16 protein-coding genes and 1 pseudogene are annotated in these 17,190 nt (G+C 70.3%); 11 read left to right on the top strand and 6 right to left on the bottom strand.

What is annotated here, in order from left to right; all coding sequences use genetic code 11:
• Positions 1 to 122: 122 nt before the first annotated feature.
• From BLQ34_RS17165 to BLQ34_RS17185, 5 genes and pseudogenes are all read left to right on the top strand, one after another.
• A complete protein-coding gene (locus BLQ34_RS17165; RefSeq protein WP_091788305.1) occupies positions 123 to 1,007 on the top strand; it encodes a helix-turn-helix transcriptional regulator in 885 nt (294 codons plus the stop codon).
• Positions 1,008 to 1,314: 307 nt separating this feature from the next.
• Positions 1,315 to 2,212, top strand: a pseudogene (locus BLQ34_RS17170) (alpha/beta fold hydrolase).
• Positions 2,209 to 2,997: a strictosidine synthase gene (locus BLQ34_RS17175; protein WP_091788308.1), complete on the top strand. Its 789-nt coding sequence runs from the start codon at positions 2,209 to 2,211 to the stop codon at positions 2,995 to 2,997. Before BLQ34_RS17170 ends, BLQ34_RS17175 begins: the two are co-directional and overlap by 4 nt.
• A 28-nt stretch (positions 2,998 to 3,025) precedes the next feature.
• Entirely contained in the window at positions 3,026 to 3,613 is a 588-nt protein-coding gene (locus BLQ34_RS17180) for a TetR/AcrR family transcriptional regulator (RefSeq protein WP_091788311.1), read from the top strand.
• A 40-nt stretch (positions 3,614 to 3,653) separates the two neighbouring features.
• On the top strand, positions 3,654 to 4,556 hold the full coding sequence (locus tag BLQ34_RS17185; protein WP_091790157.1) for an LLM class flavin-dependent oxidoreductase: 903 nt from the start codon (positions 3,654 to 3,656) through the stop codon (positions 4,554 to 4,556).
• A gap of 7 nt (positions 4,557 to 4,563) precedes the next feature.
• Here the strand turns inward: BLQ34_RS17185 and BLQ34_RS17190 are convergent, their stop codons facing one another.
• From BLQ34_RS17190 to BLQ34_RS17200, 3 genes are all read right to left on the bottom strand, one after another.
• Positions 4,564 to 5,139, bottom strand: a complete 576-nt coding sequence (locus BLQ34_RS17190) for a dienelactone hydrolase family protein (RefSeq protein ID WP_091788314.1) — start codon at positions 5,137 to 5,139, stop codon at positions 4,564 to 4,566.
• A 76-nt stretch (positions 5,140 to 5,215) separates the two neighbouring features.
• Positions 5,216 to 5,716 (bottom strand): heme-degrading domain-containing protein, encoded by a 501-nt coding sequence (locus BLQ34_RS17195; RefSeq protein ID WP_091788317.1) that lies wholly within the window; start codon positions 5,714 to 5,716, stop codon positions 5,216 to 5,218.
• Positions 5,717 to 5,785: 69 nt separating this feature from the next.
• Positions 5,786 to 6,919 carry a winged helix-turn-helix domain-containing protein gene (locus BLQ34_RS17200; RefSeq protein ID WP_231961336.1) on the bottom strand — a complete coding sequence of 378 codons (1,134 nt, stop codon included), beginning with the start codon at positions 6,917 to 6,919 and terminating at the stop codon, positions 5,786 to 5,788.
• Between the two features lie 93 nt (positions 6,920 to 7,012).
• Between BLQ34_RS17200 and BLQ34_RS17205 the strand changes: the two genes are divergently transcribed.
• Positions 7,013 to 8,308 (top strand): DUF1479 domain-containing protein, encoded by a 1,296-nt coding sequence (locus BLQ34_RS17205; protein WP_091788320.1) that lies wholly within the window; start codon positions 7,013 to 7,015, stop codon positions 8,306 to 8,308.
• A gap of 221 nt (positions 8,309 to 8,529) precedes the next feature.
• On the opposite strand, the gene BLQ34_RS17210 is transcribed toward BLQ34_RS17205, so the two are convergent.
• Complete coding sequence (locus BLQ34_RS17210; RefSeq protein WP_091788323.1) at positions 8,530 to 10,089, bottom strand: acyl-CoA synthetase; 1,560 nt, start codon at positions 10,087 to 10,089, stop codon at positions 8,530 to 8,532.
• A gap of 30 nt (positions 10,090 to 10,119) precedes the next feature.
• A complete protein-coding gene (locus tag BLQ34_RS17215) occupies positions 10,120 to 10,911 on the bottom strand; it encodes an SDR family NAD(P)-dependent oxidoreductase (protein WP_091788326.1) in 792 nt (263 codons plus the stop codon).
• A gap of 187 nt (positions 10,912 to 11,098) precedes the next feature.
• Between BLQ34_RS17215 and BLQ34_RS17220 the strand changes: the two genes are divergently transcribed.
• Entirely contained in the window at positions 11,099 to 11,731 is a 633-nt protein-coding gene (locus tag BLQ34_RS17220; protein WP_091790161.1) for a TetR/AcrR family transcriptional regulator, read from the top strand.
• A 178-nt stretch (positions 11,732 to 11,909) separates the two neighbouring features.
• Here BLQ34_RS17220 and BLQ34_RS17225 read toward each other — a convergent pair whose 3' ends face one another.
• Positions 11,910 to 12,686, bottom strand: coding sequence for a DUF4118 domain-containing protein (locus BLQ34_RS17225; protein ID WP_091788329.1), 777 nt, complete (start codon positions 12,684 to 12,686; stop codon positions 11,910 to 11,912).
• 131 nt (positions 12,687 to 12,817) lie between these two features.
• Here BLQ34_RS17225 and kdpF point away from each other — a divergent pair, with 131 nt between their 5' ends.
• From kdpF to kdpC, 4 genes are read left to right on the top strand one after another with little or no spacing between them, the layout of a single operon-like run.
• On the top strand, positions 12,818 to 12,916 hold the full coding sequence (gene kdpF, locus BLQ34_RS17230; protein ID WP_091788333.1) for a K(+)-transporting ATPase subunit F: 99 nt from the start codon (positions 12,818 to 12,820) through the stop codon (positions 12,914 to 12,916).
• Positions 12,916 to 14,565, top strand: a complete 1,650-nt coding sequence (kdpA, locus tag BLQ34_RS17235; protein ID WP_091788335.1) for a potassium-transporting ATPase subunit KdpA — start codon at positions 12,916 to 12,918, stop codon at positions 14,563 to 14,565. Before kdpF ends, kdpA begins: the two co-directional genes overlap by 1 nt.
• Positions 14,562 to 16,580 carry a potassium-transporting ATPase subunit KdpB gene (gene kdpB, locus BLQ34_RS17240; protein ID WP_091788338.1) on the top strand — a complete coding sequence of 673 codons (2,019 nt, stop codon included), beginning with the start codon at positions 14,562 to 14,564 and terminating at the stop codon, positions 16,578 to 16,580. The genes kdpA and kdpB overlap by 4 nt, the downstream gene beginning before the upstream one ends.
• Positions 16,581 to 16,584: 4 nt before the next feature.
• Complete coding sequence (kdpC, locus tag BLQ34_RS17245; protein ID WP_091788341.1) at positions 16,585 to 17,151, top strand: potassium-transporting ATPase subunit KdpC; 567 nt, start codon at positions 16,585 to 16,587, stop codon at positions 17,149 to 17,151.
• The last annotated feature ends 39 nt before the right edge of the window (positions 17,152 to 17,190 follow it).

Raw genomic sequence — 17,190 nt, forward strand, 5'->3', positions numbered from 1 at the left:
GTCGCTGCAGAACTGGCATGTCTTCCATGCAACCGGTGACCGCTGGCGCGAGGAAGTCACGCTCGTGACGTGTACCAGCAGGGCATCCCTGGCCGGCCGCAGCGCAGGTACCGTCAGCCGGTATGGACAACCGGTCAGAAGTGCGTGAGTTCCTCAGCTCGCGCCGTGCCAAGCTGGTCCCTCGGGACGTCGGGCTCCCTGACGTGGGGCAGCGCCGGGTTCCCGGACTGCGACGCGGCGAAGTCGCCGCCCTGGCGGGGGTCAGCGTGGAGTACTACTCCAAGCTCGAACGAGGCGCCCTGGGCGGGGTGAGCACGTCGGTGCTGGATGCCATTGCCCGCGCCCTGCGCCTGGACGACGCTGAACGCAGCCACCTGTTCAACCTCGCTCGGGCTGCGGACGGAACCACCTCCATGCTCCGGCCGCGGCGCCGCAGCCGGTCCTGGGCTCCTCGACCCAGCCTGACGTGGGTGCTGGACGGCATCACGGGGGGGCCGGCCCTGGTGCGCAACGGGCGCATGGACCTGCTGGCCACCAACCCACTCGGGCGAGCGATGCACGCCTCGCTGTACGAACGTTCCCCCGGGCAGGTCCCGAACTTCGCCCGCTACACGTTCCTCGACGAGGACTCCCACCGGTTCTACCCCGACTGGGACACCGCCGCCGACACGGCCGTCGCCATCCTGCGCACGGAGGCCGGCCGTGACCCCCACGACGCGCTCATGCACGACCTGGTCGGCGAGCTGGCCACTCGCAGCACGGACTTCCGGCGGCGCTGGTCCAGCCACGACGTGCGCCTCCACGGCGCCGGAACCAAGATGTTCCACCACACGGCGGTCGGTGACCTCGAGCTCGCGTACGAGAGCCTCGACATGGTCTCCGACCCGGGGCTCACCCTCACCCTCTACGCAGCCGAACCGGCGTCCCCGTCCGCACACGCACTGGCCCTGCTGGGCTCGCTGGCCGCGACCACTGGCCACGTGGAGTCGGGGGCCCACCAAGGATGAGTCCGGGCTCGACACGCCCACGTAGCGAGCGGCGGCAGGGCGCCACGCCGTGGTCAGCCCACGAGCCCGTGGCCCGCCGTGAGGTGGACGGGCGCCCCGTCGTCACCTGCTCTTGACAATGCTGCTGACTGCGCTCAATATTGAGTGCAGTCATATTAGTGGTCATCGCCGACCCCATGACGGTCGAAGCAAGAGCCTCGTTCGACGGCGCGTGCGGCAACACCGCGGTGCCAGTCCTGGGAGCGTGCTGGCCCGCGCATCGCCGGGCAGCCCGAGCCGCCGTCAGCGAACCTCGAGGAGCGTCATCATCACCACCAACAGCGGCACCGCCGGCCCGGACATCACGTCGTACGCAGACGCGCCAACCAAGACGATCGACGTCATGGGCACGTCGATCGCCTATCGCGAGCTGGGACCTCGCGGCGGCATCCCGGTCGTCTTCTTCGTGCACCTGGCCGCGACCCTGGACAACTGGGACCCGCGGATCATCGACCCGATCGCAGCCAACCGGCACGTCATCACCTTCGACCAGCACGGGGTGGGTGCCTCGGGTGGCAGGGTTCGCCCCATCCTCGAAGAGGCAGCGGACGACGCCTACGACTTCATCACCTCGCTCGGCCACTCCGAGGTCGACGTCTTCTCGTTCTCGATGGGCGGCATGATCGCGCAGGACCTCGTGGTGAAGCACCCTGAGGTCGTGCGCAAGCTGGTCCTGACCGGCACCGGGCCTCGGGGGGGCAAGGACATGGACAAGGTCGACCGCGTCACCTACGTCGACATCCTGCGTGCCACGTTGACCCGCTCGGACCCCAAGGAGTTCTTGTTCTTCAACCGGGACGCGGTCGGAAAGCGTGCCGGCAAGGAGTTCGTGCAGCGCCTGCGCGAGCGGACCGTCGACCGCGACAAGGACATGAGTCTCCGCGGGTTCCAGACGCAGCTCTCAGCCATCAAGAAGTACGGCCGCTCGGCCCCGTCCGACCTGTCCGTCGTGACCCAGCCGACACTCATCGCCAAACGGTGACCACGACCGTATGGTGCCGTCGGTCCTTTCCGAGGACCTGCACCGACGCATCGCCGGCTCGGAGCTGATCATCTACCCCAACTCCGGCCACGGGGGCATCTTCCAGTACCACGAGCAGTTCGCGCCGGTCGCCGTCGAGTTCCTCGGCAGTGCGTCGATCAGCGAGGGCGTGGTGCAGCCTTGAGCGAGCCGACACCCTCCTTCGTCAGGCACTTCAGCTCATCGATCCTGCTGTGGGTGCGCCAGGACCAGCCACGCGCGGCCGGCATGGCCCACTGGAGAGGGCCGCACTCGGGCATCATCGCCGCGACCCCCGGCCTGCACGAGTACCGCCAGGTGCACCTCGCCGCCGACAACCCCGGCCGCTGGGCGCCATCGACGGACATCGAGACGGAGATCCCGAGCGAGCGCAAGATCGACGGGATCGCCGAGGTCACGTTCCAGTCCGCACTGGCACCGCTGAGGGGCCGGGCGCAGACGCAGCTGGCCTACAAGGACGAGGTGAACGTCTTCCGCCGCACCCTGCTCTATGCGGGCGCGCCCGGCACCTCGCGTTGGTACGACGTCGGCGGCGACGACGCCCATGGGGCCGAGAGCTCGGTCGTGCTCTACCTGCGTCGCCGCAAGGGCGCACAAGGCTTCGGCAAGTTCGTCCGCAAGACCCTCGTTCCTGCGCTGGCTCCCAGCGACGGCCTCGCCGGACTCCGCAGCCAGACGTTCCTGCCATGGAGCGAAAGGATGTGGGACACACCTGACGTGGCCCACGACAACCCGCTGGACCAGCGCTTCCACGCATCGGTCATGCTGGCGTTCGCCGATGAAGCCGCACGCTCGACCTTCCTCGCGAATTCCGCGGAGTTGAACGAGATCATGAGGCCCAAGGTTTCTGCTGTCCACGCGTACGACGTGGAGACGACGCTGACGTTCGTCAAGGACGGCGAGGTGCTCGCAGAGCCACAGGAGAACTAGAGGAGCGGGCGTGACGGAATCACCGACCATGGGGCGGCGCGAACGCAACAAGCAGGCCAAGCTCGAACGCATCCTCGCCGCCGCCGGCAGCCTGCTGGCGGAGCGCAGCATCGACGAGGTCACGACGCAGGAGGTGGCGGAGGCAGCCGACATCGCCACCGGCACCCTGTTCCTGTATGCCAAGACCAAGGGCGAGCTGCTGCTCATGGTGCAGAACGCCCACTACCGCCAGGCCCTCGATCGTGGCATGGCGCGAGCAGCGCGGCTCGAGGAGCCCCTCGAAGCGGTCATGGCGATCCTGCGCCCGATCATTGACTGCAACCGCGCTCAGCGGGACAACGGCGTGGCATACCTTCGGGAGATCACCTTCGGAGACTCCGCCGAAGCGCATCGGGCCGAGGCCCTGACGATCGTCCAGGAGACGGAGGTCGCGGTGGCGGCGGTGATCGGACGGACGAGCAGTGCAGGTGCCGCCGGCGTCGCGGCCCACCTGATCAACGGAGCCATGCTGCTCGCCCTGGCGGGAGCCGGCGATGCAGACAACGACGCCGTGGCGGCTGAGGTCCGACAGGGCGTCGAGCTCGTGCTCCGCTGTCCTCCTCCGCTGCCCGCCTGATCCTGAGCGGCCCCCTTGGCGCCGTGCGATGCTGGCCGGCATGCGCTTCTCGATCTGGCCCGACCTCGACGAGCCCTGGCCGGAGCTGCGCCGGCTGGTGGCGCACGCCGACGCCGGCGGCTGGGACGCCGTCTACGTCGAGGACCACTTCATCGTGCACAGCGACCAGGACGCCCCGCTCATGGAGGCGACCGGCACCCTCGCGGCGCTCGCCGCCGCGACCGAGCGGATCAAGCTGGGGACGCTCGTCCTGTCGGTCACCTACCGACACCCGGCCGTCATCGCCAACTGGGCCGCCACGGTCGACCAGCTCAGTGCCGGCCGGCTCGTCCTCGGGCTGGGGGCCGGGTGGGAGGAGCACGAGCACGCGGCCTACGGGTTGGCGCTGGGTCCGCCGGGCGAGCGGGTCGACCGGTTCATCGAGGGGCTTGCGGTCGTCCAGGGCCTGCTCACCCAGCCCCGCACGACGGTGGAGGGCCGCTACTTCCAGGTGCGGGACGCGGCCTGTGAGCCCAAGCCCCACCAGGACCGTGTGCCGATCCTGGTGGGGGCCAAGGGTTCTCGGATGCTGGGCGTGGTCGCCGAGAGTGCCGACCGCTGGAACATGTGGGGGAGCCCCGGGCAGGTGGCCGACAAGGCGGCCGTCCTGGACGCCCACTGCGAGCGGCTGGGCCGCGACCCCCGGAGCATCGAGCGGTCCACCCAGGCGATGCTCTGCGTCACCGATGACCGTGCGGCCGCGCGCGCCTTCCTGGACCAGCACGCCTCGACCGGCCGGGCCGCGATCGCGGGGTCCGCTGCCGAGGTCGCCCACGCGGTGGCCGGCTACGCCGAGGTCGGCGTCGACGAGTTCATCGTCCTGACCAGCGATCTCGGCCGTGGCGATCAGCGCCTCGACACGCTCGATGCCCTGTGGGCGGCGCTGGTGGCCACCCAGGACTGAGCGGTCCCTAGCCCAGGCGGTCGAGGAAGGCGAGCGAGCGCTCGACGACCAGCTTGGTGGCGCCCTCGTCGTACGCGGCGAGCGAGCTGTCCGTGAACAGGTGGCCGTCTCCGGGGTAGAGGAACAGCTCCACCTCGTCGTGCGAGTCGAGGAAGGGCTGAGCCATCTCGAGGTCGCCGGCGTCGATGAACTCGGGGTCGGCGTCCATCGCGTGCACCTGCGCGGGCGTGCCGTCCGGCCATGCGCCGAACTCCGACGGCTCGATCACCCCGTGGTAGAACAGCCCACCCAGCGCGCCCGGACGGTTCTGCACGAGCCACTGGGCCGCCATCACGCCGAGGGAGAGACCGGCATACACGATCTCCTGGGGCAGGTCGTCGGCCAAGCGGATGCCGCGCTGGCGCATCTCGTCGAACCCGACTTCGCGGCAGTAGACCGCCCCGTCCTCGATCGAGTCGAAGGTGCGGCCCTCGAAGAAGTCGGGCGCATGGACGGTGTGGCCGCCCTCGCGCAGCCGGTCGGCGAGCTCGAGGACGCCGGGCGTGAGCCCCTGGATGTGGTGGAGCAGCAGGATGTCGGTCATACCGCCACGCTACGGGCGGTTGCGGACGATCGCCGTCCTCTTCGGGTCAGGTCTCACAGCGAGGTGCGTCTGCGGCTTATCGCGGCCCACGTGCCCGCAGATCCCCGAGGTGCCGGGTCAGGACGCCGACGACGAACTCGTGGTCCTCGAGCTGGGGTAGCCCGGACACCCCGAACCAGCCCACCACTCCCGCGCCGGCGACGCGCAGGGGGAAGGCGCCTCCGGCGGCGGCATACTCGCTCGCTGGCAGGGCGAACCGGTCGGCCAGGGTGAAGCCCTCGTCGTGGCACAGCCGCGCCAGGTAGATGGAGGAGTGCTCGAACCGCATCACGACCCGGCCCTTGCGTCGCAGCCACACGTCGTTGTCGCGAGTCGACCCGGCGAGACCGCAGTGGAACAGCTGGTGGTCGCCGCGCCAGAGCCCGATCGAGATCGGGAGCTGTCCTTCCCTCGCTGCGCGGGCAGCCGAGGTGCCGATCTCGTATGCGGTGTCCTCGGTCAGGGATGGCAGCGTCAGCTCCCGCTCCTGTGCGGCCAGCGCATCGAGGGACGGCCAGGTGCTGGGGTCGGACGGCATCGGTTCGGTTCCTCGGGGCGCGGGGCAGCAGGCGGTCGGGCCTATCCTCCACCACCGCAGGGCAAGATGTCAGCGGCGGTTGGTCTGTGCGGTCCGCATGATGGCGTCGCGTAGCAGCTCCACGGCGTGCGCCCGTGCGCCCGCGAGGTCGGGCTCGGCGTCCAGCGCTGCCGCAGCGATCCGCGTCGGCCGCGGCCAGAGACTGCTTCGCAGGGCCAGCTCCGCCACGAACGCTGGGTGCGCCCCCCACCCGCCGCCGACGACCAGGAACTGGGGGTCGAGGAAACCCACGGCGGCGAGCAGCACTGCGGCCACGGCGTCGGCCAGGGCCGCGCGCAGTTGCGGTTGGTCGTCGATGGCGGCGACCACCGCACCCACGTCGACGGCGGTGGACCCAGGACGGCGCAGACCCAGCTGGGCGAACACCTCGGTGAACGGGATGCTCGAACGCCGGGCACCGGGCACCACGACGTGGGCGATCTCGCCGGCCAGCCCGGTGTGCCCTCGTCGGACCTCGCCGTCGCTCACGACCGCGCAGCCGAGCCCCTCTCCGAGGTGCAGGTAGACGAAGTCGCTCACGCCTGCTGCCGCTCCAGCCAGGGCCTCGGCCCGCGCAGCCCAGTTGACGTCGTTGTCCACGACGACCGACCCGGAGGCGAGGCTACCCACGATGGAGACGGGGTCGAGGTCCCCCACCAGGAACGGCGCGTCGGGGATCTGGACCAGCCGGCCGCTGTGCCGGTCCACGGGGTCGGCGGCGCTGACCACCGCGACGGCCACGACACCGTCGGCGGCAGCGGCCACGCGCTTGCACGCGGTCCGCAGTGCGGCCGCCGCCTCGCCGGTGCGCGCGCCGGCCGCCAGGGCGATCTGCGACCGGGCTAGCGCAGTGCCCCGCGGATCGACCACCTCGGCCACCACCGCGGCGGGTGTGATGCTGACGGCCATCGCCGAGCCCTGTCCGGGTGCGACGGCGTAGTAGGAGCCGGATCGCCCGCGCCCGGACGTGCGCTCACCGGTGTCGGTCACGATCCCGAGGGCCTCCAGCCGTCGCATGCTCTCCGAGACGGTGGTCTTGGAGATGCCGCTGCGAGCCGCGATGTCGGCCCGCGTGATCCGGGCGTTCTCCATGAGCAGCTTCAGCACGGTGTCGTCGGTCACCGTGCGGACGAGGTCCAGCGACGGCTTGGCAGTCCAGGTCACGCCGCGAGTTTAGTCAGGGGTCTTGCCGAAAAGCCGCCCACGCGGCATACTCCTCTTAATCGTAAGGAGTCCTGACCAAAGGAGAGCGGACCTATGACCGTCACCACCGAGCAGTCCCCGGCCGTTGTCGAGCTGCCGCACTGGGAGACCGTGCCGAGCGACCTCGCCGAGGCGACGCGCACCATCAAGTCCGCGCTCCGCGCCCGGATCGAAGCCGCCGGTCGCTCGGTCGAGGAGGTCTTCGCCGTCGCCGAGGCGAAGGTCGCCGAGCGGGTCGCCGAGATCAAGGCGGCCAAGGAGCGCGGCGAGACGGTCTGGCCGGTGATCGACTACACCGACATCGAGAACGGCACGGTCACTCCCGAGCAGCTCGCGAAGCTGCGCCGCCGCGGCTGCCTCGTCGTGCGAGGGCACTTCGAGCGCGAGCAGGCGCTCGGCTGGGACGCCGACATCGTCGACTACGTCGAGCAGAACGAGTTCTTCGAGAACTACCGGGGGCCGGGCGACGACTTCTTCGGCAGCGTCGGCTCGAAGCCCGAGATCTACCCGATCTACTGGTCGAAGGCGCAGATGGAGGCCCGCCAGAGCGACCGGATGGCACGGGTCCAGGCCTTCCTCAACCACCAGTGGACCAGCGAGTCCGACGGCGTGCAGTGGTTCGACCCCGGCCGCGACTCCCTCTACCCCGACCGCATCCGCCGCCGTCCCCCGGGCGCCGACTCGGCCGGGCTCGGGGCGCACTGCGACCCGGGCACCCTCGACCTCTGGATGACCGAGGCCTACCAGCGGGCCTTCCGCCACCTCTTCGACGGCACGATCGAGCAGTACGACCCCTGGGACGCCGCCCACCGCACCGCCGGCCCGCAGTACCCGGGTTCGACGATGTGCTCGGCCTTCCGCACCTTCCAGGGGTGGACCGCGCTCTCTGACATGGACCACGACCAGGGCGTACTCCACACCGTCCCGATCCCCGAGGCGATGGCCTACCTGCTGCTGCGCCCGCTGCTCTCCGACGTCCCCGACGACGACATGTGCGGGGTGACCACCAACCAGGTCTTCCCCGCCAACGAGAAGTGGCACCCGTTGCTGATCGAGGCGCTGTCGGGCATCCCGGACGTCAAGGCCGGTGACTCGGTGTGGTGGCACTGCGACATGATCCACAGCGTCGCGCCGGTCCAGGACCAGCAGGGCTGGGGCAACGTCATGTACATCCCGGCCGCGCCGTGGTGCGAGCGCAACGAGGCGTATGCCGCGAACGTGCGTGAGTCGTTCCGCACCGGTTCCAGCCCCAGCGACTTCCCGGAGGAGCACTACGAGCGCTCCTGGACCGGCCGCTTCGAGCTCGACCAGCTCAACGAGGTCGGGCGCCGCGGGCTGGGTCTCGCCTAGCGCTCGCGTGCCGGGGGGGGCGGTGAGGATCTGCGCGACACAGCGCAGGCCATGGGGGAGACGGCGGGCGAGTGCAGGCCCACCCGCCGTCTCCTGGCAACCTGCATCCCCCGATGACAGGTCAATGATGAAGACGACGCAGGGCCCGGAACGTTACGCCGCTGCTCCAGGTCTTGTTTGACGCGCTCGGCCCCGGATCGTGACGGCCGGTGCGGCGGTGCTCAGTGGGCGGTGTCCGCGAGCCCCGTCCTGATCTCGTTCTTGAGGACCTTGCCGACCTTCGAGCGGGGCAGGTCCGACCAGACGTGGACGGCCTTGGGCGCCTTGACCCCGCCGATGCGGGCCTTGACGAAGGCGATCACCTCCGCGGGGTCGACGGTGCGGCCGGGCACCGCCTGGACGACGGCCTCGACCCGCTCGCCCCACTTGTCGTCGGGCAACCCGATGACGGCGCACTCCTGCAGGTCGGGGTGCTGCATCAGGGCCTGCTCGACCTCGGTCGAGTACACGTTGAAGCCTCCGGTGATGATCATGTCCTTGGCGCGGTCGACGATGAAGAGGAAGTTGTCGTCGTCGAGGTAGCCGATGTCGCCGGTGTGATGCCAGCCGAACAGCGACGCCTCCGCCGTGGCCTCCGGGTTCTGGTAGTAGCCGGGCATCACCAGCGACGAGCGGACGACGATCTCGCCCCGCTCACCCCGGGGCAGCAGCCGGCCCTCGAGGTCCATGATCCCGACGGTCACCAGCGGCGCCGGCCGGCCCGCGGAGGAGAGCCGCTCGACCGCCACCGACCCGTCGGGCCGGAAGTGGTCGGCGGGCGGCATCATCGAGATCATCATGGGAGCCTCGGTCTGGCCGAACAGCTGCGCCATCACGGGGCCGATGCGCGCCAGCGCCTCCTGCAACCGGGTGGTCGACATGGGCGCTGCGCCGTACCAGAAGCATTGCAACGACGAGAGATCCGTCGTGTCGAGGGCGTCGTGGCCCAGGACCAGGTAGATCAGCGTCGGTGGCAGGAACGTGTGCGTCACCTGGTGGTGCTCCACCAGCCGGAGGAACCCGCCGACGTCGGGGCTGCGCATGATGACCACCTCGCCGCCACGGGTCATGACGGGGAAGCAGAGCACGCCGGCCGCATGGGTGAGGGGAGCCAGGGCGAGGTAGACCGGCCGTCCGGTGAACGGGTAGCCCATCAGGGTGAGCGCGGTCATGGTCTCGAGGTTGGTGCCGGTCAGCATCACGCCCTTGGGGCGCCCGGTGGTGCCGCCGGTGCCCACGATCATGGCCAGGTCGTCGACGGAGGGCAGGTCGACCGGCTCGACGCCGTCGTCGCCGGCCGCCAGGAAGGCGTCCCAGGAGAGCGCACCCTCCGGCGCCGACCCGCCATGGCCGGCGTCGAGGCAGACCCACGTGTGCACCTTCGGCAGCTCCGCGCGGATCCGCTCGACGAGCGGTGCGAACGACGCCTGGAACACCACCACCGCGCAGTCGAAGAGGTCGAGCAGCTCGCGGTTCTCGGCCGCCTCGTTGCGCGGGTTGATCGGGCACCACACGGCTCCGGCGCGGCTGATCCCGAAGACGCAGCTGAAGGCGATCGGGTCGTTGGCCGAGAGGATCGCGACCTTGTCGCCGGGACGGACCCCCGTCGCGCCCAGCGCGGCGGCGACGCGGCGCGACGACGCCTGCACCGCGGCATACGAGAGGCTCTGGCCGTCGGTGGTGAGGCACGGGGCTTCGGGGTCGAGCGAGGCGCCCTTGTCGAGGTAGTCGACGATGCGCACGGCGTCAGCTCCGGTGACCGGGGTGTCGGGTCACATGCCCATGCCGCCGTCGACCGGCAGGCCGGCGCCGGTGATGAACTTCGCAGCGTCGGACGAGAGGAAGACGACGGCGTCTGCCATGTCGTCGACCTGGCCAAGGCGACCGGACGGCGTCAGCTCGATCACGGCGCCGACTGCTGCCTCTGGGGAGGGGAAGAGCCCCAGTGCCGCAACGTCGTTCGCGAGTCCGGCGCCCATGGCCGTCGGCACGAGTCCGGGGTAGATGCAGTTGACGCGCACGCCGTAGCCGAGCTTGCCGGACTCCATCGCAGCAACTCGAGTGAGCCGGTCGACGGCCGACTTGGTCGCGGAGTAGACCGCGATGCCCGGGAACGCGATGGTCGCCGCGACCGATGCGACGTTGGTGATGCTGCCGCCCTGCCCCGCCGCGCCCCCAGGGCGCATGGCCCGCAGTCCGTGCTTGAGTCCCAGGGTGGTGCCGAGGATGTTGACCCCGAGCATCTTGCGCACGTCGTCGGCGGAGACCTCGGTGATGAGGCTGGTGATCTCGATGCCCGCGTTGTTGACGAGGATGTCGAGGCCGCCGAGCCGCTCGACCGTCTCGGCCACCGCCGACTCCCAGTTGGCGTCGTCGGTGACGTCGAGCCGGACGAAACCGTGCCCGTCGCCGAGGTTCTTGGCAGTCTGCTCGCCCTCGTCCTGGATGTCGGCGATCATCACGGTCGCACCCGCCGCGGCCAGCGCCGCCGCCATCCCCTCGCCGAGGCCCTGGGCGCCTCCGGTCACGAGTGCCTTGCGGCCGGTGAGGTCGATCGAGGTCATGGCGGGCTCCTTTGCCTGCGGGGCGGCGCGTCGACCGCCGGGTGGGGACGCCGGCCGGCTGCGCTCAGGGCGAGCAACCGGCCGACGTGGGCTCAGCGTGCTCCCCGCCTTGACACCTGTCAAGAGATTCCTTGACACTCGTCAAGACGACCCGGACAGGCGGGTCCCGAGCACGAGCGAGGTGGGCGTGACGCAGGTCCTGGACCAGGGTGTCGACCGCTTCGACCGCCCCCGTGTCGACAAGTTCGAGGCACGCCGCGGCGAGCTGGCGGACGCGGCCCTCGAGACCCTCGGTGAGCTCGGCTTCGCCCGCACCAGCCTGCGCGAGATCGCCCAGAAGACGGCCTTCTCGCATGGCGTCCTGCACTACTACTTCCGCGACAAGGTCGAGCTGATCACCTACTGCGTGCGCCGTTACAAGGAGCACTGCGTCACCCGCTACGACGAGATCGTGGCGCAGGCCACGAGCGGTGACGAGCTCGCCAGGTTGTTCGCGGACGCCCTCGTCGACACGATGCTCGCCGACACCGCGATGCACCGGCTCTGGTACGACCTGCGCTCGCAGGCGATGTTCGAGGGTGAGCTGAGACCGACCGTGGTCGACCTCGACCGGCAGCTCGAGGCGATGGTGTGGCGGGTCGTCGCGAGGTACGCCGAGCTCTGTGGCGTCGGGCCGGTGGTCACGTCGGTCACCGCCTACTCCGTCTTCGATGGACTGTTCGAGAACTGCCTCATCCGCCACCTCGCCGGTGACGGCGAGGCCGCGGAGCGGCTCCGCAGCCAGGCTGTCTGGCTGATCGGCAGCCTGGTCCGGTCCTGACCGCGGCTCGTGCCCCGGGGCCGGTGCTTCGCAGCCCGCGGTCGGGGGCGGTCAGGGGTGGTCCGCGGAGCCCCGCTGCCGGCGGGTGTCATTGCCTCGACTGTCATTACCTCGACCGGAGGGTGAGCCGGTCACCCACGGAGACCCCGTCAGGTGGAAATCGTGACGCCGGCAGAGTTCAGGACGCGGACGAACCTCGGTCAGCCGTCGGTGCGCCGGACGGGAGCGCGGCCACCTGGTCGGCCAGCAGGACGGCGACCCGGCGCTGGTCGAGGGTCGGTCGGGCGACGTGGGACGCCGCCGTGAGCGCGAAGTGCCCGCGGGCCCCGGCGCCGCCACGGACCGGGAGGAGGACCACCCGGTCGACCGGCAGCCCGACGCGGTCGACATCGAGCGAGCCACCGTCACGGGTGATCGAGCCGTCTCGATCGAGGACCGGGCCAGCGGGCAGGTTCGGTCCGGCCACGAACTCGCACCGGTCGAGGTCGAGCACCTCACGGATGCGCTCGGCCACCGACCGGGTCACGGTGGCCACGTCGGCGTCCCGAGCCACGGACTCGGCCGTGGCCATGACCCCGTCGAGGTAGCCGCGCTGCCGCCCGACGTCGGACCGCTGCCGCTGTCCCCAGAGCGCCAGCTCGGTGACGGCGAGGCCGACGACGAGGAGCAGCACGGCCACCTCGATGTCCTCTGCGCTGTCGATCGCGAAGCTGCGGTAGGGCTGGGTGAGGAAGAAGTCGAACCAGGTCGCACTCGACAGGGCGGCGACCAGCCCTGCCGCGCGGATCCCGGACGCTGCCGCCGCGACGATCAGCACCACGAGGGCCACCGCGACACTGGCGTCCGGAACGCTGTCCGGTGCGGTGCCGATCCCGGCGCAGAGCGCCAACGGTGCCGCGGCGGCGCCCACCACCACCCAACCGCGGTGTTCCGACGTGAGCTGCTCGAGCTGCATACCTGCATCACGCCTCCACCAGGTGGGTGTGGTCAAGGCCTTTGACGCGATCTGTATGCCGTGCCCGTCAAGATCGCGTCAACGCCCGTCAGGGCGGCGTCAACGCTGGGTGGCAGTGAACGCGAAAGCCGTTGACTGGCAGCGTGATCGAAAACCTCATCGCCGGAGTCCTCGGCATCGCACTGCTGGGCTACCTCGTCTACGCGCTCATCCGCCCGGAGCGGTTCTGATGACCGATGCCGTGAGCGGCCTGCTGACCATCGGCCTGCTCGTCGTCCTCCTCGCGGTCGCCTACCACCCGCTCGGTGCCTGGCTGGCCGCAGTGTTCACCGACTCCCGGCACTGGCGGGTGGAGCGGCTGGTCTACCGGGCGGTGCGCGTCGACCCCGACTCCGAGCAGGGGTGGCGCGCGTACGCCACGGGCGTCCTGTCGTTCTCGGTCGCAGGCATCGTCGCGCTGTTCGCGCTGATCGTCGCGCAGACCCACCTCCCCGGTCGACAGGGTTCGGACGGCATGGGCCTCACGACAGCGGTCAACGCCGCGGTCTCGTTCGTCACCAACACCAACTGGCAGTCGTATGCCGGTGAGGTGGGTGCCACGCCGCTGGTCCAGACCGCGGGTCTCACCGTGCAGAACTTCGTCTCGGCCGCCGTCGGCCTGGCCGTGGCCATCGCGCTGGTCCGCGCCCTGGCCCGGCAGTCAGGGACGGCGATCGGGAACTTCTGGGTGGACCTGGTGCGTGGCATCGTCCGCGTGCTGCTCCCGCTCTCGCTGCTGGCTGCAGTGCTGCTGCTCGTGGGGGGCGTCGTGCAGAATCTCAACGGCCCCACCGTGATCCACACGCTGTCGGGTGCCGACCAGGTGGTGCGCGGTGGTCTGGTGGCGTCGCAGGAGGCGATCAAGGAGCTCGGGACCAACGGCGGCGGCTACTTCAACGCCAACTCGGCGCACCCCTTCGAGAACCCGAACCCGCTCACCAACATCTTCGAGATCTTCCTGCTCCTCGTCATCCCGTTCGCCCTCACCCGCACCTACGGGATCATGGTCGGCGACCGCCGGCAGGGCTGGGCCCTCGGCGGGTTCGCCGCGTTGCTCTGGGCCGGCGGGGTCGCGTTGACCACGTGGGCCGAGGTGCACGCGTCCGGGGCGGCCACCGGCTCCATGGAGGGCAAGGAGCAGCGGTTCGGGGTGTGGGCGTCGAGCCTGTTCGCCGCCTCGACGACCGGCACCTCGACAGGCGCGGTGAACTCGATGCACGAGAGCTTCAGCCCACTCGGCGGGGGCACTGTCCTCGCCAACATGGTGCTCGGAGAGGTCTCGCCGGGCGGCGTCGGCTCGGGCCTCTACGGCATCGTCATCGTCGCGCTGCTCGCCGTGTTCGTAGCGGGACTGATGGTGGGGCGCACACCCGAGTACGTGGGGAAGACGATCGGTCGGCGCGAGGTCACCTGTGCCGCCCTCTACGTCCTCGTCATGCCGGTGCTCGTCCTGGTGTTCACCGGCCTGTCACTGGCCAACGAAGGACCACGCTCCACCATGCTGGCGTCGGGGCCGCACGGCCTCACCGAGGTGCTCTACGCGTTCTCGTCGGCGGCCAACAACAACGGCAGCGCGTTCGCGGGCCTCACCGCCGACACCCCTTGGTACAACCTGACGCTCGCCGCCTGCATGCTGCTCGGCCGGTTCGTCCCGATGCTGCTGGTGCTCCGGCTGGCCGGGCTGCTCGTCGAGCAACGAACCAGACCGGCCACGGCCGGCACGATGCCCACGCACACCCCGCTCTTCGTCGGTCTGGTGACCGGCATCGCACTGGTCGTCGCCGGGCTCACCTTCTTCCCGGCCCTGGCCCTCGGTCCCATCGCGGAGGCACTGTCATGACCCGCTCGCTGCTCCATGTCGTCCCGCAGGCCCTCGCCAAGCTCGACCCCCGGCACGTGTACCGCTCACCGGTCATCTTCGTGGTCTGGGTCGGCTCCGTCCTCACGACCGGGTTGGCGGTCAGGTCGCCCAGCGTCTTCGGCTGGTCGGTCGCCGTCTGGCTCTGGCTCACGGTGCTCTTCGCCAATGCCGCCGAGGCCGTCGCCGAGGGGCGTGGCAAGGCGCAGGCGGCAAGCCTGCGCGCGGCGAAGCGCGAGACGATGGCGCGGCGGCTGCGAGCCGACGGCACCGAGGAACCGGTGCCCGGGAGCGAGCTGACGGTCGGCGACACGGTGGTGGTCGAGGCCGGACAGGTCATCCCCGGCGACGGTGAGGTCGTCGACGGCGTCGCCACCGTGGACGAGTCCGCGATCACCGGTGAGTCGGCGCCGGTCATCCGGGAGTCCGGCGGAGACCGCAGCGCCGTCACCGGGGGCACGACCGTCCTCTCGGACCGCATCGTCGTCCGCATCACCACGAAGCCCGGTGAGAGCTTCATCGACCGGATGATCGCGCTCGTCGAGGGAGCCCAGCGGCAGAAGACCCCCAACGAGATCGCGCTGACGATCCTGTTGACCACGTTGACGATCGTCTTCCTGGTGACGGTCATGGCGATCCAGCCCTTGGCGTCCTACTCGGGTCGCACCCAGCCCGTCGTCGTCCTCGTGGCACTCCTGGTCTGCCTGATCCCCACCACGATCGGAGCACTGCTCTCGGCGATCGGCATCGCGGGCATGGACCGCCTGGTCCAGCGCAACGTCCTGGCCATGTCGGGGCGGGCGGTCGAGGCCGCCGGGGACGTGTCGACGCTGCTCCTCGACAAGACCGGCACGATCACCTTCGGCAACCGCAGGGCGACCGAGTTGCTCTCGCTCGACGACGCCCAGGACCTGCCGGACGCGGCATACCTCTCCTCGCTCGCGGATGCGACGCCGGAGGGCAAGTCGATCGTCGACCTGGCCACCGCGGAGTACGCCGTCGACGAGGGCCGCTCCGCGGAGGCGCTCGTCCGCGACGGTGCGGAGTTCGTCGAGTTCAGTGCCACGACCAGGATGTCCGGCGTGGACCTGCCCGACGGCACGCAGATCCGCAAGGGTGCGACGTCGGCCGTGCGTCGATGGGTCGAGGAGTCCGACGGCGCCGTGCCCGCGCGTGTGCAGGAGCTCGTGGACACCATCAGCAGGTCGGGCGGCACACCCCTCGTGGTCGCGAGCCGGAACGGCTCCGGCCCGGCCCGTGCGCTCGGCGTCGTGCACCTCAAGGACGTCGTCAAGCCGGGCATGCGCGAGCGGTTCGACGTCATGCGCGCCATGGGGATCCGCACCGTCATGATCACCGGCGACAACGCCCTCACGGCCGCTTCGATCGCCGAGGAGGCGGGCGTCGACGACTTCCTCGCCGAGGCCACCCCCGAGGACAAGATGCGCCTGATCAAGAAGGAGCAGGAGGGCGGCCGGCTCGTCGCGATGACCGGCGACGGCACCAACGACGCCCCCGCCCTGGCCCAGGCCGATGTCGGTGTCGCGATGAACTCGGGCACCTCGGCCGCGAAGGAGGCCGGCAACATGGTCGACCTCGACTCCGACCCGACCAAGCTGATCGAGGTCGTCGAGATCGGCAAGCAGCTGCTGATCACCCGGGGTGCGTTGACGACCTTCTCGATCGCCAACGACATCGCCAAGTACTTCGCGATCATCCCCGCGATGTTCATCTCGCTGTTCCCCGGCCTCGACGCCCTGAACATCATGCGGCTGTCCTCGCCCGAGTCGGCGATGCTGTCGGCGGTGATCTTCAACGCCCTCATCATCGTGGCGCTGATCCCGTTGGCGCTCAAGGGAGTTCGCTACCGCCCGTCGAGTGCCGCGCAGATGTTGCGCCGCAACCTGCTGGTCTACGGCCTCGGTGGCGTCATCGCCCCCTTCATCGGCATCAAGCTCATCGACCTCGGTGTCTCCCTCCTCCCCGGATTGGCGTGATCGCATGTCCTCCCTCCGTCAGCTCGTCGCCTCCGTGCGGATGCTGCTCGTCCTCACCCTCCTCCTGGGGGTGGTCTACCCCGCCGTGGTCTGGGGAGTCGGGCGGCTCGGTCTCGCCGACCGCGCCGACGGCTCGCTGGTGAGCCGTTCCGGCGTGGTGGTCGGCTCGAGCCTCCTTGGGCAGGACTTCACGGGTTCCCAGTGGTTCCACGGGCGTCCGTCCGCCAGCTCGTATGCCGGCGGCGTCAGTGGTGGCTCGAACCTCGCCGCGACGGCGCAGGACCAGGTCGACGCCGTGCGGGAACGGAAGGCGGCCTGGGCCGGTGTGGGGGAGGGTGCGCCGCCTGCGGACGTCCTGACCGCCTCCGGAAGCGGTCTAGACCCGCACGTGTCACCCGCCGCGGCACTGGCCCAGGTCGCGCGCGTCTCGGAAGCGAACGGTCTGGACGAGCGCACCGTCAGGGGCCTGGTCGAGGCCCACACGCAGGGACGGTCGCTCGGCTTCCTCGGCGAGCCTCGGGTCAACGTGCTCGAGCTGAACGTCGCCCTGGCGGACCTGGCGAGCCGATGAGGCGCCCGCCGGGTGCCGCCGCCGGGCGAGGGACGACAA

The organism is Pedococcus dokdonensis, from assembly GCF_900104525.1.
Classification (GTDB): Bacteria; Actinomycetota; Actinomycetes; order Actinomycetales; family Dermatophilaceae; genus Pedococcus; species Pedococcus dokdonensis.

Bases quoted from the DNA above. Each gene is read 5' to 3' on its own strand.
- BLQ34_RS17215 (WP_091788326.1), bottom strand. From the start codon at position 10,911: ATGACCTCGATCGACCTCACCGGCCGCAAGGCACTCGTGACCGGAGGC.
- BLQ34_RS17195 (WP_091788317.1), bottom strand. From the start codon at position 5,716: ATGCCGTCCGACCCCAGCACCTGGCCGTCCCTCGATGCGCTGGCCGCA.
- BLQ34_RS17190 (WP_091788314.1), bottom strand. From the start codon at position 5,139: ATGACCGACATCCTGCTGCTCCACCACATCCAGGGGCTCACGCCCGGC.
- BLQ34_RS17225 (WP_091788329.1), bottom strand. From the start codon at position 12,686: ATGCAGCTCGAGCAGCTCACGTCGGAACACCGCGGTTGGGTGGTGGTG.
- BLQ34_RS17205 (WP_091788320.1), top strand. From the start codon at position 7,013: ATGACCGTCACCACCGAGCAGTCCCCGGCCGTTGTCGAGCTGCCGCAC.
- kdpC (WP_091788341.1), top strand. From the start codon at position 16,585: ATGTCCTCCCTCCGTCAGCTCGTCGCCTCCGTGCGGATGCTGCTCGTC.
- kdpA (WP_091788335.1), top strand. From the start codon at position 12,916: ATGACCGATGCCGTGAGCGGCCTGCTGACCATCGGCCTGCTCGTCGTC.
- kdpB (WP_091788338.1), top strand. From the start codon at position 14,562: ATGACCCGCTCGCTGCTCCATGTCGTCCCGCAGGCCCTCGCCAAGCTC.
- BLQ34_RS17165 (WP_091788305.1), top strand. From the start codon at position 123: ATGGACAACCGGTCAGAAGTGCGTGAGTTCCTCAGCTCGCGCCGTGCC.
- BLQ34_RS17180 (WP_091788311.1), top strand. From the start codon at position 3,026: ATGGGGCGGCGCGAACGCAACAAGCAGGCCAAGCTCGAACGCATCCTC.
- BLQ34_RS17185 (WP_091790157.1), top strand. From the start codon at position 3,654: ATGCGCTTCTCGATCTGGCCCGACCTCGACGAGCCCTGGCCGGAGCTG.